Source organism: Neptuniibacter sp. 1_MG-2023, from assembly GCF_030547185.1.
Lineage (GTDB): Bacteria > Pseudomonadota > Gammaproteobacteria > Pseudomonadales > Balneatricaceae > Neptuniibacter.
In genome coordinates, this window is the sequence record NZ_JAUOQR010000002.1 from 139,856 (window position 1) to 154,330 (window position 14,475).

Sequence of the window (14,475 nt, forward strand, 5' to 3'; positions counted from 1 at the left end):
AGATGCTGGCACTGCGCGGAGCACCTGCTCTTTCTGCTTTTCGTCATGAAAAGTTACTATCTGGTATTCAGTCAAAGGTTCCTGCCGTTACTGGCTTGTATGCTGAATTTATGCATTTTTCCGATCAGTCACAAGCATTATCGGAAAATCAGCAGCAAGTACTTGAACGTATTTTGCGTTATGGACCTAAAGCGGAGGCTCAAGATCCTTCCGGTAAACTGTTTCTGGTAGTGCCTCGTCCAGGCACAATATCGCCTTGGTCATCTAAAGCAACTGACATTGCGCATAACTGTGGTTTAACCTCAGTTAAACGTTTAGAGCGCGGTATTGCTTATTATGTCAGTACATCTTCAGACCTTTCGGACACTGATTTTGATTTAGTAAAATCAGAACTATTTGACCGAATGGTTGAAGCTGTTCTACCTAGTATAGATGATGCGGCCTCGTTATTTATAGAGGAGTCACCTAAGCCTTTAACGGTTGTCGATATTTTGTCGGGTGGTCGTGACGCTTTAGTTACAGCAAACGCTGAACTTGGCTTAGCATTGGCAGATGATGAAATTGATTATTTAGTTGATAGCTTTATAGAGCTCAAACGTAATCCAACCGATGTTGAACTAATGATGTTTGCGCAAGCAAACTCAGAGCATTGCCGTCATAAAATTTTCAATGCCTCTTGGGATATCGATGGCGAAGCTCAAGATAAATCGTTGTTTGCGATGATTCGTAATACCAATGAGTTGGGCGGTGAAAATGTATTGTCAGCTTATAAAGACAATGCAGCCGTTATGGCAGGTAGTAAAGCTGGGCGTTTTTTCCCAACGCCAGAGGGTAAAGAATACGCATATAATCAGGAAGATATTCAGATCCTGATGAAAGTAGAAACACATAACCACCCGACAGCGATTGCTCCTCACTCCGGTGCTGCAACAGGTTCTGGCGGTGAGATTCGTGATGAAGGTGCGACAGGTAAAGGCTCTAAACCTAAAGCGGGTCTGACAGGGTTTACAGTTTCCGATCTTAATATCCCAGGTTTTGAGCAGCCGTGGGAATCGAAGTACGGCAAGCCTGATCGTATTGTTACACCACTCGATATTATGCTGGAAGGCCCTATAGGCGGAGCGGCATTTAATAACGAATTTGGTCGTCCAGCCTTAACTGGTTACTTCCGTACGTTTGAACAGAAAGTTAATGGAGCAGCGGGTGAAGAGGTCCGTGGTTACCATAAGCCAATTATGATTGCCGGTGGTTTAGGTAATATTCGTGATAGCCATGTTGAAAAAGGCGAGATTCCTGTTGGTGCCAAGCTTATCTGCTTAGGCGGCCCCGCTATGCAGATTGGTTTAGGTGGCGGTGCTGCCTCATCTATGTCGTCTGGTACCTCTTCCGCTGATTTAGATTTTGCATCGGTTCAGCGTGATAACCCAGAATTAGAGCGCCGTTGTCAGGAAGTGATAGATCAATGCTGGCAGCAGGGTGATGAAAACCCGATCGCATTTATTCATGATGTAGGAGCCGGCGGTTTATCAAATGCATTTCCTGAACTGGTAAAAGACGGCAATCGTGGCGGTAAGTTTGGGTTACGTAATATCAACAATGATGAGCCAGGCATGTCGCCATTGGCTATCTGGTGTAACGAAGCGCAAGAGCGTTATGTGATGGCCGTTGCGCCAACAGATTTAGCTCGTTTTGAGGCGATCTGTCAGCGTGAGCGTTGTCCGTATGCGATTGTAGGTGAAGCGACAGAAGAGATGCACCTGACGTTAGGTGATACTCATTTTGAGAATAACCCAGTAGACCTACCAATGAATGTTCTTTTTGGTAAGCCGCCAAAAATGCACCGTTCGGTTGAGCGTGTTGAGTATCAGGTGCCTGATTTTGATACCAGCGCGATTGATCTTAAAGAGGCTGCAGAACGGGTGATGAAACTGCCTTCAGTCGCTTCTAAGTCATTCTTGATCACCATTGGAGATCGCTCGATTACGGGTCAAGTTGCCCGTGATCAAATGGTAGGCCCATGGCAAGTTCCCGTTGCTGATTGTGCGGTTACTACAGCATCGTTTGATACTTATGCGGGTGAAGCTATGGCAATGGGTGAGCGTACACCGCTTGCGCTAGTAGATTCTCCTGCGTCAGGCCGTATGTCGATTGGTGAAACGGTTACTAACATGGCCGCGGCTAGAATTGGTGAGCTTAAAGATATTAAGTTATCTGCAAACTGGATGTGTGCTGCGGGCCATCCTGGTGAAGATGAAAAGCTTTACGATACGGTGAAAGCTGTAGGTATGGAGTTATGCCCAGCCTTGGGGATGACTATTCCTGTTGGTAAAGACTCTATGTCTATGCGTACGGTATGGAATGATGAGGGCGAAGATAAATCAGTGACAGCGCCTATGTCATTAGTGATAACTGGTTTTGCGCCGGTGCTTGATGCGCGCAAAACGTTGACACCTCAATTGCGTACCGATCAAGGTGAGACAGACCTTATTTTGCTCGATTTGGGCGAAGGTCAAAACCGTATTGGTTTGTCTGCCTTAGCGCAAGTTTATAATGAAGTAGGCCAAAAGGTGCCTGATGTAGATCAGCCTGAACTGCTAGTTGCATTTTTTGCAGCGATTCAAGAGTTGAATGAACAGGGCTTACTACTGGCTTACCATGACCGCTCTGATGGTGGTTTATTTGCTACAGTGACAGAGATGGCGTTTGCAGGTCGAACAGGTCTCGATATTAACCTTGATATGTTAGCTGCTGAGAAGAGTGAGCTGGCAGCCGCGCTATTCTCTGAAGAGTTGGGTGCAGTTGTTCAGGTTAAACGTGATGATCTTGATGTTGTATTGACTGAATTGAATGCGGCGGGTCTAGGTGATGTTACCCAAGTGATCGGTTCTCTTAACTTAGATGATGAATTGCGCTTCCATTTTGATGAGGAAGAGATTTATTCTGAACGTCGTATCCAGTTACAGCGCTGGTGGGCAGAGACCTCTTATCAGATTCAGTCATTACGTGATAACTCTGAATGTGCGCAACAAGAGTTTGACAGCATTAATGATAAAGAAAACCCAGGTTTGCATGCCTCGTTAACATTTGATCAAAATGAAGATGTAGCCGCACCCTTTATTAATACAGGCACTCGTCCACAGATGGCTATTATCCGTGAGCAAGGGGTGAATGGTCAGATAGAGATGGCTGCTGCATTTGATAAAGCAGGTTTTGCTGCGATAGATGTGCATATGAGCGATATTCTGTCGGGCCGCGTTGCATTGGATCAGTTTAAGGGTTTAGTGGCTTGTGGTGGCTTCTCTTATGGGGATGTATTAGGTGCAGGCGAAGGTTGGGCAAAATCGATTTTGTTCAATGAGCGAGCCCGTGAGCAGTTCCAGACGTTCTTTACCAGAGAAGATACCTTCTCGTTAGGTATCTGTAATGGTTGTCAGATGCTTTCTAACTTACATGAATTAATCCCAGGTTCAGATCTTTGGCCGCATTTTGTACGTAATGTGTCTGAGCAGTTTGAAGCGCGTGTTGCTATGGTTGAAGTTCAAGAATCGGATTCTATCTTCCTACAGGGAATGGCTGGTTCTCGTATGCCGATTGCTATCGCTCATGGGGAAGGTCGTGCTGAGTTTAAAGATGCTAATCATTTAGCTGGTTTGCAGGATTCGAATGCTGTTGCGCTACGTTATGTGGATAACTATGGTCAGCAAACAGAAGCTTATCCAGCGAATCCAAATGGTTCTCCAGCAGGTATTACTGGTGTAACGACGACTGATGGCCGTGTAACTATTATGATGCCACATCCTGAGCGTGTGTTCCGTACGGTGACTAATAGTTGGGCGCCTGATGAGTGGGCTGAAGATGGTGCGTGGATGCGTATGTTCCGAAATGCACGAGTGTGGGTCGGATAGGCTTTAACTGTATTATTAAAAAGGTGGCCATATGCCACCTTTTTTTGTGGCCGTAATAAATTGGAAATTGGTTGTCCCCTAAGGACGAACGTAAAAATAGCCCTGTTGCTGTAAGTGTACGATTTCAGGCAAGCCTGCTTGCACAACATCTTCAGCTTCAACTTCATACAGATCTTCTCGGGTAACATTGAAACCGTCTAGACTGTTGCGACAAATAATGAACTGAACATTACTTAAACGTAAAGAATCTAGAGCTATCTGTTTGGCGTCATCGTGGCTGGCTTCAATAAAATATTTAATAGCTGGGCCGTGAATAACTGCTTTAATGGTGATGTGCTCTTCGCCTAGCTGGTTTATATGATTGGCGATATTAGAAAAGGTCGCAGAGATCCGTTTCGGATCATCGTAATTGATATGATAAACGACTTTTTGATCTGCATATTCTTCAGCAGAAAAAGAAGAGCAGCTGATAAGTAAAAAGAGGAAAGGAATAAGGTTTGTTAGTATTCTCATGATCAGCCTTATATTTATTGTTATAAAAAAAAGGCACCTTTTAAAAAGGTGCCTCTTTAGCAACAAAGTACGCTGACTTTACTGCTTATTTTTTACCAGAAATCTCAACTTCTACACGACGGTTAGCACGTAGGCAGTCTACAACGTTAGTGCCACGTAGGCCTTCACATGATTTAGCTGGAGCATTTTCGCCCATGTAACCAGTGCTGATAGCAGAAGCGCTTACGCCGCCTGCTTGTAGTGCTTCAGAAACTGCGTTTACACGTTTCTGAGAAAGCGCATCGTTATATGCACTTGCACCGATACGGTCAGCATGACCAACAAGTTTCACGCTAGTTACTTCTTTAAGAGAGTTAACATAGCTAGAAATATCGCTTACATCACCAGGGTTAGAGCTATCAAAGTCAAAATACACAATGTGTTTTTCAACAGTGCTCATTAACTGAGGTGCTGGTGCTGGAGCTGGTGCTGGAGCTTCTGCCATTGGGGCTTTGTAGCCTTCACAACCTTCGATTGCATCAGACTCTTCCCAGAAACCATGACGCCAGCATCCGCCAGTACCTGTTTTCCATACTGTAGATGTTTTTGATTCATCCCAGTAGCCTGCGTTCTCTGGGTGAGCTTGAGCACCAGTTGCTAGGCCCATAGCGAGTACTAAGCCAGAAGCGATTGCGAATTTTTTCATTTTAGCTGTCCTTGAAATACGATTTGGATTCTGTAGTTAGGAATAATAATAAGAAATAATCTAGTTATTACAACTCTTCCTACCTTAACCTAGGATAAATAGCAGAAAAATAGTCATATCTTTGGACTAATTGCTTACTTATACACTCATAAGGCAACACTTAACTAAGTCTACTTTTTCTACTTGTAGATACACTCTTAGTCTTTAGTTCATAGTTGTAACTAAGATTATAGCGCTCTTATGTACTAGGGTAGTACTTTTTTATACGGCTTAACAGTAACTTTTTTGTAAACACCTGCTGTAATGTAAGGATCTGCGTCTGCCCATTGCTGTGCATCAGCTAATGATGGGAACTCAGCAACGACTAAACTGCCTGTAAAGCCCGCAGAACCTGGGTCTTCGCTATCTATAGCTGGATGAGGGCCAGCAATAAGTAATCGGCCCTCTTCGTTTAAATCTTTTAGTCGTAGTATATGCTCAGGGCGTGCTGCTAGACGGTCTTCTAAGCTGTTTTCTTTGTCTTCTGAAATAATGGCGTAATACACAAGTACTTCCTTAGTTATTTGAATCGTTGCTTTCTGTGTTATCAATATGGCGAGAAAGGTAAACACCTTGAGCAATGATAAAAATCACAGTGAGACCTAGCATGCCAAATAGTTTAAAATTGACCCAAGTCTCCTCGCTGAAAGAGTAGGCGACAAAAAGGTTGAGTGCACCCATTGCTAGGAAAAAAACAACCCAAGCAATATTAAGTGTTCGCCAAGCAAAATGTGGCAAGGACAGGTTACTTCCCATTAGACGCTCTATAATCGTTTTGCTTCCGATAAATTGGCTACCTAGAAATGCTAGGCCAAACAACCAATTTACGACGGTTGGTTTCCATTGAATAAAAGTTTTATCTTGAAAAATAACGGTGGCACCGCCGAGGATAATGACCAAGGCTAAAGTTACCAGCTGCATTTTTTCAATCTTATGTGTGCGAATCCATGTATATAGCATCTGTAAAAGCGTTGCCGGTATCAGGACCGCTGTTGCTAAAATTATGTCATTAGTCGTTTTATATACGATAAAAAAGATAATGATTGGTAAAAAATCTAATAAAAGCTTCATAGCAGCCTTGATCTAGTTAGTTAAAGTAGGATTATAAGGTTGCTGGAGCTTTATATAAACAGTGAATGAATATGGAATTGCCTAAATACGATTTACATTGCCATACAACCGCGTCCGATGGGTCTCTTGAGCCACTGGTTTTGTTGGAGCGGGCTAAGCAAAAGCAGATACAGATTTTAGCGATTACTGATCATGATACGCTGGCGGGGATTCGTCAGTTTACCGATCAAGATCTGGAAGGTATTCAATTGATTCCAGGTGTTGAGTTTACTTGCACTTGGAATCATAGAGTTTTGCATATTGTCGGTTTAGGGTTAAACGTCGACTCTGAAGAGCTTCAGGGCTATCTGTCCAATCTTGCTGAGCTTAGATTAGCACGCGCAAGAAAGGTGGCAGATCAACTAATCTCAATGGGTCTTCCCGATCTTTATCAGGCGGCTAAAGAGAAAGGTGGCGATGGTGTTATTGGTCGTCCGCATTTTGCTCAAGTCATGTTTGAACAAGGTCTAGTGAGTTCTGAGCAGCAAGCTTTTAAAAAATATTTGGGTATAGGTAAAAAAGGCGATGTTAAAATGGAGTGGCCTTCGCTTACGGAAGCTTTAGCCGTTATTAAAAATGCGGGAGGTGTTTCAATCTTAGCTCACCCAACTAAATATAAAATGACATTTACAAAACTGCGTGGTGCGATTAATGATTTCACTGATGCGGGGGGAGATGGAATTGAGGTCTCATATCCCGGTATGACACCAGATCATCATTTTCAGTTACTTCGAATCGCTAAAGAAAAAAATATGATGATTTCTGCCGGTAGTGATTTTCACTCTCCTGGTCATACTTGGACCGACTTAGGGAAATACCCACCCTTAAAAAGTGACGAGAATCATGTATTGAATTATTTGTTAAATTAACTAGGCTCGCTAGGTGCGTAAGTTTATATAGATAAGTTATAATATAAATAATATTATTATTGAATGATTAGCTAGGTAAATTGTGAGTCAGTTTTTTCAAATCCATCCTGAAAATCCTCAATCGCGTTTGATAAATCAGGCCGTTGAAATTATCAAAAAAGGTGGGGTTGTTATTTACCCTACAGATTGTGCTTATGCTTTAGGTTGTCATCTCGGTGATAAAAAAGCATTAGAGCGCATTAAAAGAATACGTCAGTTGGATGATAAACATAATTTTACATTGGTATGTCGTGATTTAAGTGAAATTAGTACCTATGCAAAAGTAGAAAATACTAATTATCGATTATTAAAATCTCATACGCCGGGTGCTTTTACTTTTATTCTAAAAGCAACATCGGAAGTACCAAGACGTCTTTTACATCCAAAAAGAAGAACTATTGGTATTCGAGTACCGGATCATCCTATTACTTTGGCGCTGACTGAAGCTTTAGGTGAGCCTATTATGAGTACATCGTTAATTATGCCAGGCGATGAAATGCCGTTAATGGATCCTTATGAAATGCGCCAACTGCTTCAAAACCAAGTGGACCTTATTATAGATGGTGGTTATTGTGGTCTTGAAGCGACAAGTGTTGTTAATTTAGTTGAAGAGGTTCCAGAGGTTATTCGACAAGGAGCAGGTGATACGATTAACTTCTCATAAATAAAATATTATTCTTAATACTTGATTAATTATTATCTATAAAGATAATTACTCTGTGTTATTTAATTCGATGAGTAGTAGAGATGTCTGATTTTTTAAAAATATTAACGCGTAAAAATTCTCTTCGTAAGCAGTGTCAGGAATTAAGTGTTGCTGAACTAGAAAAAGTAATTTCGGATTTAACCGTTATTGCGGATGATCGTCGTGAAGAAGAAGCAGCGATTCAGGCAGCAGAGCAGGAAAAACTTGAGAAGATTGAAGCGATTCGCCAAAGCATGTTAGATGCGGGTGTGGATATGAATGATCTTATGGGTATGATTGGTGACGTTGCAGCACCGAAAAAGAAGGTTCAGCCTAAGTATCGTGTTGTAGATGATGCAGGTGTTGAGCATGAATGGTCTGGTCGAGGTCGTACACCATTGGCTTTTCAGGCTTATTTTGAAAAAGGATTTACTAAAGACGATTGCCTGATTTAATTATCTTGCGGTGGTTTTTATAATTAAGAGCCCTTTCCTCTGTTGAAAGGGCTTTTTTGTTGGTTATTCTTTCTGTTTTTTATTATAAATAATTACTTTTATTTTAAAGTGTATATTTGTGGTTTTGTTTGTAAGTATTTAGATAAATTTTTAGGTGCGTCATATGTCAGATGAAAAAATACATAAAGTTTTGGCGCGCTCCGGTATAGGCTCACGTCGTGAGATGGAGCGTTGGATTAAAGATGGGCGAATTTCCGTTAATAATCAAGTTGCTACTTTGGGAGACCGCATTGCAGAAGGTGATGTAGTCTCTGTAGATGGAACAATTGTAAATCTTATTTTTGATAAACAGGCTGAGCGTAGGGTGTTGGTATACAACAAACCTGTGGGCGAGATCTGTACGCGGCATGACCCTGAAGGTCGTCCGACAGTATTTGATCACCTTCCTCCTCTTAAGGAAGGGCGTTGGATCGCTATTGGTCGTTTAGATATTAATACTTCCGGTCTTCTGCTGTTTACTACCGATGGTGAGTTAGCGAATGCGCTAATGCATCCGTCAGCTCAAATTGATCGTGAGTATGCTGTACGTGTTTTGGGAAGTGTTGATGATGCTCTTTTAAAACGCTTAACGGATGGCGTTTTGCTGGAAGATGGTATGGCGCGTTTTACTGATGTGCAGTTCTTTGATGGTGAAGGGGCTAACAAGTGGTATCACTGCGTGGTTATGGAAGGCAAAAACCGCGAAGTGCGTCGACTTTGGGAATCGCAAGAGGTTCAGGTTAGTCGCTTGAAGCGTGTGCGTTTTGGGCCGGTCTTTCTGCCGAGTGATGTTAGAGCTGGAACATGGAAAATGATGGAAGATAAAGAGGTTAAGTCTTTATCTCAGATGTTGGAATTGAAACCAAGACGTGGCGCGAAGATGTCCGTAGTGGAAAAACAGAAATTTGATCGGCGTTATAAGAAGCAGCGTGCAAGAAGACAAGAGGGAGATTAAGTTTAATTAGTTTATTCTTATGTCATAAAAAAAAGCAGCCTAAGCTGCTTTTTTTATGGCTACTGTAATCATTGTGCATCGAGTGACTGGCCATTTACTTCAATACTATCTGCACCCATTAGGTATAGATATAAAGGCATAATCTCTTCGGCGGATTTAACAGTGGAGGGATTTTCTGCAGGGTAGGCATCTGCGCGCATTTGAGTGCGTGTTGCTCCAGGGTTTATGCAGTTTGTCCGGATTTTGCTTACCGCCTCTAATTCATCGGCCAATGTTTGCATTAAGCCTTCAGTGGCAAACTTTGATACACCATAAGCACCCCAGTAAGCCTTGGCTTTTCTGCCAACGCTAGATGATGTGAAGACAATGGATGCATTGTCCGATTGCTCTAAGAGAGGCATCAATATTTGCGTCATCATGAAAGGTGCATTGAGATTGACTTGCATCACTTGTTGCCAAATAACGGGGTCATAGCTTTCGATAGGCGTGCGAACACCTAATAAGCTTGCGTTGTGGAGTATGCCATCAAGGCGGCCAAACTCCTGTTCTAGCGTGTTGGTAAGTTCAATGTAGTCGTGTTCTTGTGCACTTTCTAGATTGAGGGGTACTAAAGCGGGTTGAGGGTGTCCTGCGGCTTCGATCTCATCATACACCTGCTCAAGCTTTTCCAGTGTGCGGCCCAGTAGAATCACTGTTGCGCCATGCGCTGCAAATGTTTTTGCTGCAACACGGCCGATGCCTGCACCGGCGCCTGTTACCAAAATAATACGGTCTTGTAGGAGGTTATCCAGTGCTTGGTACTCAAACATAGTTTTGATCCTAATATTAGCTGTCTAAATCAATATAGATTGATTGTAGCAGGGGCTTGAGTTTAGTTGCACAGGAAATGTAGTGATCAGCTTGCCATTTATAAGGATCTTCGTCCGCATTAAGGTAGCCATAAGTGGCGCCAATCGTTGTCATCCCTGCACGATTTCCCGCTTCAATATCGCGTATATGATCGCCAACGTAAATACTGCTCTCTGCGGGACAGTTGATTTCACTGCAGGCGAGGAATAGCGCTTCTGGGTCAGGTTTCTTGTTTTTTACATGATCGGGGCAGATTACAGTGCTTGCCCGTTTTGATAACCCAAGTCCCTGCATAAGGGGGGTGGTATAGAGCTCAGGTTTGTTGGTGACAACGCCCCAGGGAATGTTTTTTTCCTCTAACCATGTCAGACATTCATCAAGGCCGTCGAATAACTGGCTATCTGTATCTAAGTGGTTTAGATAAATTTCCAGCATTCGTTGGTGTAGATGATCAAATGCGTGGTCATCTTGATCTAAATTAAATGCCGCCCCAACCATCGCTCGTGCGCCGTTAGAGACGTAATGCCTTATATAGTCATAGCTGACGGGATCTTTGTTCTCTTCGCGTAGGAGTTGATTGATTACCCAATGAAAGTCCGGGGCTGTATCAATTAAAGTGCCATCAAGATCGAATAGAACGGATGCCGGTCGTGTGCTCATATATGTAGAAGGCTCTTAGGCTGGTTTAGTGGTTGCAATCATATAGTTTACATCCACATCGGTTGGATGAAGGCTGTATGTTTTTGTTAGAGGGTTGTAGGTCATGCCGCACATCTCTGTGCTTTGCAGGCCGCTTTCTCTAATCCATGAGCCTAATTCTGATGGGCGAATAAACTTCTTGAAGTCATGGGTTCCATCAGGCACTAGTTTTAATAGTTTTTCAGCCCCTAAAATCGCAAATAGATAACTTTTTGGGTTGCGGTTGAGTGTAGAAAAGAAAAGTGTGCCGCCTGGTTTGCAGAGTTTTGCGCAGGCGTTGACGATGGAAGAGGGGTCTGGCACATGTTCGAGCATCTCCATGCAGGTTACTACGTCAAAAGATTCAGGCTGCTCTTCAGCAAGTTCTTCAACGGTTATCTGCTTGTAGCTAACATCTACGCCGCTCTCTAAACCATGCAGTTTAGCGATTTTTAAGGGCGCGGCTCCCATATCTATGCCTGTGACATGGGCACCTCGTTGTGCCATTGATTCGGATAATATGCCGCCGCCGCAGCCTACGTCTAAAACTTTCTTTTCAGCAAGGTGAGCAATACGGTCGATAAAACCAACACGGAGTGGGTTGATATCATGTAGAGGTTTGAATTCGCTGTTACGATCCCACCACTTATTTGCGAGTTCTTCGAACTTGGCAATCTCTTCCGGGTCAATATTTTGTTGAGGCGTTGTATTTGGCTGAATCATGGCGTTCTTTCGTTCGTGAATTTTATCTTATTCTAGCACTCCTCGAGGCTTCAGAAATAGTCATAGCAATAAATGCTCAGGTTCTAATATTTAATTATATAACCCCTTATTATTTCAGGATTCATTTGTGGAAAATATGATATACTCCTGCGGTTAAAAATATCCGCGGAAACCTTCCGTTGCGAGAGTGATTCAAGGATAGGGAATGGGCGATCAAGTCAAAGAAATTCTGCCAGTTAACATCGAAGATGAACTGAAGCAGTCATACCTAGATTACGCAATGAGCGTAATCGTAGGCCGTGCGTTACCTGACGCAAGAGACGGTCTTAAACCAGTACACCGTCGTGTTTTATTTGCTATGAACGAACTCGGCAATGACTGGAATAAAGCATATAAAAAGTCAGCGCGTGTGGTAGGCGATGTAATCGGTAAATATCACCCACATGGCGATAGTGCTGTTTACGATACTATTGTACGTATGGCACAGAGCTTTTCGATGCGCTATCCCCTCGTGGATGGACAGGGTAACTTCGGTTCGATTGATGGCGACTCCGCTGCGGCGATGCGTTATACCGAAATCCGCATGGATAAGATAGCTCATGAGCTGTTAGCTGACCTTGAAAAAGAAACCGTCGACTTTGTTGATAACTATGACGGTACCGAAAAGATTCCAGTAGTTGTGCCTACACGTATCCCGAACCTGCTTGTTAATGGTTCATCGGGTATTGCTGTTGGTATGGCGACCAATATTCCACCGCATAACTTGTCGGAAGTTGTTCGTGGTTGTATCGCATTAATAGAAAATGGCGATTTAACGACCGATGAGCTAATGGAATATATTCCTGGCCCCGATTTTCCGACGGGTGGCATCATTAATGGTCGTGCGGGCATTTTGCAAGCTTATCGCACAGGGCGTGGACGTATCTATGTCCGTGCTAAGTATCATGTCGAAGAAGATGCAAAGAACGGTAAACCGTCTCTTATTATCACCGAGATCCCTTATCAGCTAAACAAAGCACGTTTGATCGAAAAAATAGCTGAGTTAGTAAAAGAGAAAAAGATCGAAGGGATTACTGAGCTGCGTGACGAGTCTGATAAAGATGGTATGCGCATTGTTATTGAATTACGACGTAATGAAGTTCCTGAAGTCGTTATCAATAACTTGTTTGCTCAGACTCAAATGGAGTCGGTATTCGGTATCAATATGGTGGCCTTGGTTGATGGTCAACCGCGTATATTGGATCTTAAAACCGCCCTTGAGTGCTTTGTGCGTCACCGTCGTGAGGTGGTTACTCGTCGTACAGTGTACCTATTAAGAAAAGCCCGTGAACGTGGCCATCTTCTTGAAGGCCTAGCGGTTGCGTTGGCTAATATCGATCCGGTTATTGAGCTGATTAAGAAATCACCTACGCCAGCGGAAGCGAAAGAAGCGTTAATCGAAATGGCTTGGGCGCCGGGTGATGTTATTCAGATGCTTGAACGCGCAGGCGAAGATGCTTGCCGCCCAGATGACTTGGAAGAGCAGTATGGCTTGCGTGATGGGCATTATCATTTGTCACCAGCTCAAGCACAGGCAATTCTAGAGCTACGTCTACACCGTTTGACCGGTTTAGAACACGATAAGCTGATTGCTGAATATAAAGAGTTATTAGATAAAATTGCTGAGTTGCTACTTATCTTAGGCTCCCATGAGCGTTTGATGGAAGTGATTCGCGAAGAGCTTGAAGCCGTGCTTGAAGAGTATGGTGATGAGCGTCGTACTGAGATTACCGCTTCACGTAAAGATCTAACTATTGCTGATCTAATCACTGAAGAAGATATGGTTGTGACTATATCCCATGGTGGTTATGCGAAAACTCAGCCATTGACTGATTACCAGTCACAGCGCCGTGGTGGTAAAGGTAAATCAGCTGCAGCTATTAAAGATGAAGATTTTATCGAACATCTATTGATAGCAAACACTCATGACACCATTCTTTGCTTTACCGACCGTGGCAAAGTGTATTGGTTGCGTGTTTTTGAGATTCCAGTTGCTAGTCGTACCGCTCGTGGCCGCCCAATTGTGAATATATTGCCATTGGATGAAGGTGAACGTGTAAGTACGATCTTGCCGGTAGGCGCTTATGAAGAAGATAAATTTATCTTTATGGCGACAGCCTCTGGCACGGTTAAGAAAACAGCACTGACCAATTTTGCACGTCCTCGTTCAAGCGGTCTAATCGCTTTAGATCTATTAGATGACGATCATCTAATCGGTGCCGCGATCACCGATGGTTCCAATGACATCATGTTAATGACAAGTGCGGGCAAGAGTATGCGCTTTAATGAAGATGATGTTCGTCCTATGGGCCGTACAGCGCGTGGTGTACGTGGTGTAAGAATGGGCGATGGCGTTGAAGTTATCTCGTTAATTATTCCACAGGAAGGTGGCAAAATACTGACGGCTTCAGAAAACGGCTTTGGTAAGAAGACAGCGATAGATGACTTCCCAGTGAAAGGTCGTGGTGGTCAAGGCGTGATTGCGCAGCAGTGTTCTGATCGTAACGGTCAGTTGGCAGGTGCAGTTCAAGTCTTTGATGGTGACGATGTTATGTTGATCAGTGACCGCGGTACTTTGGTACGTACCGGTGGTGATGGCATATCTGAGCTAGGACGAAACACTCAAGGGGTTACATTGATCCGTGTAAATACGGATGAGCGACTTGTGAGTGTTGCACGTATAGAAGAACCGGATGAGGAAGAGCTCAGCGAAGGGGAGGTTTCTGACGAATCGCCAGATAGCCCAGCTGATCTACAGCCGGATGCGGAAAATCACTCAGATGATAGTGAGTAATTTATCCAATCAAGTGCGGCTTTAAGTCGCACTTTTTATATAGCACCCTTTTTGTTGCGCCTATTAATAGCAGCAAGAAATATTGGTATAAGAGAAAC

General features: G+C 43.3%; 13 protein-coding genes. 6 read left to right on the forward strand and 7 right to left on the reverse strand.

The features are described from left to right. The first annotated feature begins 2 nt into the window (after nt 1–2). On the forward strand, nt 3–3,905 hold the full coding sequence (purL, locus tag Q4492_RS03390) for a phosphoribosylformylglycinamidine synthase (protein WP_303415854.1): 3,903 nt from the start codon (nt 3–5) through the stop codon (nt 3,903–3,905). 78 nt (nt 3,906–3,983) lie between these two features. Here the strand turns inward: purL and Q4492_RS03395 are convergent, their stop codons facing one another. From Q4492_RS03395 to Q4492_RS03410, 4 genes are all read right to left on the reverse strand, one after another. After that, on the reverse strand, nt 3,984–4,418 hold the full coding sequence (locus Q4492_RS03395) for a DsrE family protein (RefSeq protein ID WP_303415855.1): 435 nt from the start codon (nt 4,416–4,418) through the stop codon (nt 3,984–3,986). 85 nt (nt 4,419–4,503) lie between these two features. After that, the gene (locus Q4492_RS03400; RefSeq protein ID WP_303415856.1) at nt 4,504–5,103 is read right to left on the reverse strand and encodes an OmpA family protein; all 600 of its coding nucleotides are present in this window, start codon (nt 5,101–5,103) and stop codon (nt 4,504–4,506) included. 245 nt (nt 5,104–5,348) lie between these two features. After that, the gene (locus Q4492_RS03405) at nt 5,349–5,648 is read right to left on the reverse strand and encodes a YciI family protein (RefSeq protein WP_303415857.1); all 300 of its coding nucleotides are present in this window, start codon (nt 5,646–5,648) and stop codon (nt 5,349–5,351) included. Nucleotides 5,649–5,658: 10 nt separating this feature from the next. Then, nucleotides 5,659–6,213 (reverse strand): septation protein A, encoded by a 555-nt coding sequence (locus tag Q4492_RS03410; protein WP_303415858.1) that lies wholly within the window; start codon nt 6,211–6,213, stop codon nt 5,659–5,661. 71 nt (nt 6,214–6,284) lie between these two features. Here Q4492_RS03410 and Q4492_RS03415 point away from each other — a divergent pair, with 71 nt between their 5' ends. The 4 genes from Q4492_RS03415 (at nt 6,285) to rluB (ending at nt 9,294) form a co-directional block, all read left to right on the forward strand. Beyond that, nucleotides 6,285–7,121: a PHP domain-containing protein gene (locus Q4492_RS03415; RefSeq protein ID WP_303415859.1), complete on the forward strand. Its 837-nt coding sequence runs from the start codon at nt 6,285–6,287 to the stop codon at nt 7,119–7,121. A gap of 82 nt (nt 7,122–7,203) precedes the next feature. Continuing rightward, the gene (locus Q4492_RS03420; RefSeq protein ID WP_303415860.1) at nt 7,204–7,824 is read left to right on the forward strand and encodes an L-threonylcarbamoyladenylate synthase; all 621 of its coding nucleotides are present in this window, start codon (nt 7,204–7,206) and stop codon (nt 7,822–7,824) included. Nucleotides 7,825–7,907: 83 nt separating this feature from the next. Beyond that, the gene (locus tag Q4492_RS03425; RefSeq protein WP_067867760.1) at nt 7,908–8,300 is read left to right on the forward strand and encodes an H-NS family nucleoid-associated regulatory protein; all 393 of its coding nucleotides are present in this window, start codon (nt 7,908–7,910) and stop codon (nt 8,298–8,300) included. Nucleotides 8,301–8,463: 163 nt separating this feature from the next. Continuing rightward, nucleotides 8,464–9,294 (forward strand): 23S rRNA pseudouridine(2605) synthase RluB, encoded by an 831-nt coding sequence (rluB, locus tag Q4492_RS03430; protein WP_303415861.1) that lies wholly within the window; start codon nt 8,464–8,466, stop codon nt 9,292–9,294. Between the two features lie 68 nt (nt 9,295–9,362). Here the strand turns inward: rluB and Q4492_RS03435 are convergent, their stop codons facing one another. From Q4492_RS03435 to ubiG, 3 genes are read right to left on the reverse strand one after another with little or no spacing between them, the layout of a single operon-like run. Further along, nucleotides 9,363–10,103: a YciK family oxidoreductase gene (locus Q4492_RS03435; protein ID WP_303415862.1), complete on the reverse strand. Its 741-nt coding sequence runs from the start codon at nt 10,101–10,103 to the stop codon at nt 9,363–9,365. 16 nt (nt 10,104–10,119) lie between these two features. Then, nucleotides 10,120–10,803 carry an HAD-IA family hydrolase gene (locus Q4492_RS03440; protein WP_303415863.1) on the reverse strand — a complete coding sequence of 228 codons (684 nt, stop codon included), beginning with the start codon at nt 10,801–10,803 and terminating at the stop codon, nt 10,120–10,122. A 15-nt stretch (nt 10,804–10,818) separates the two neighbouring features. Then, on the reverse strand, nt 10,819–11,544 hold the full coding sequence (ubiG, locus tag Q4492_RS03445) for a bifunctional 2-polyprenyl-6-hydroxyphenol methylase/3-demethylubiquinol 3-O-methyltransferase UbiG (protein WP_303415864.1): 726 nt from the start codon (nt 11,542–11,544) through the stop codon (nt 10,819–10,821). A gap of 205 nt (nt 11,545–11,749) precedes the next feature. On the opposite strand from ubiG, the gene gyrA reads away from it, so the two are divergent. After that, complete coding sequence (gene gyrA, locus Q4492_RS03450; RefSeq protein WP_303415865.1) at nt 11,750–14,377, forward strand: DNA gyrase subunit A; 2,628 nt, start codon at nt 11,750–11,752, stop codon at nt 14,375–14,377. Nucleotides 14,378–14,475: the final 98 nt, after the last annotated feature.

Bases quoted from the DNA above. Each gene is read 5' to 3' on its own strand.
- ubiG (WP_303415864.1), bottom strand. From the start codon at position 11,544: ATGATTCAGCCAAATACAACGCCTCAACAAAATATTGACCCGGAAGAG.
- purL (WP_303415854.1), top strand. From the start codon at position 3: ATGCTGGCACTGCGCGGAGCACCTGCTCTTTCTGCTTTTCGTCATGAA.
- Q4492_RS03400 (WP_303415856.1), bottom strand. From the start codon at position 5,103: ATGAAAAAATTCGCAATCGCTTCTGGCTTAGTACTCGCTATGGGCCTA.
- Q4492_RS03415 (WP_303415859.1), top strand. From the start codon at position 6,285: ATGGAATTGCCTAAATACGATTTACATTGCCATACAACCGCGTCCGAT.
- Q4492_RS03425 (WP_067867760.1), top strand. From the start codon at position 7,908: ATGTCTGATTTTTTAAAAATATTAACGCGTAAAAATTCTCTTCGTAAG.
- Q4492_RS03435 (WP_303415862.1), bottom strand. From the start codon at position 10,103: ATGTTTGAGTACCAAGCACTGGATAACCTCCTACAAGACCGTATTATT.
- gyrA (WP_303415865.1), top strand. From the start codon at position 11,750: ATGGGCGATCAAGTCAAAGAAATTCTGCCAGTTAACATCGAAGATGAA.
- Q4492_RS03440 (WP_303415863.1), bottom strand. From the start codon at position 10,803: ATGAGCACACGACCGGCATCCGTTCTATTCGATCTTGATGGCACTTTA.
- rluB (WP_303415861.1), top strand. From the start codon at position 8,464: ATGTCAGATGAAAAAATACATAAAGTTTTGGCGCGCTCCGGTATAGGC.
- Q4492_RS03395 (WP_303415855.1), bottom strand. From the start codon at position 4,418: ATGAGAATACTAACAAACCTTATTCCTTTCCTCTTTTTACTTATCAGC.
- Q4492_RS03410 (WP_303415858.1), bottom strand. From the start codon at position 6,213: ATGAAGCTTTTATTAGATTTTTTACCAATCATTATCTTTTTTATCGTA.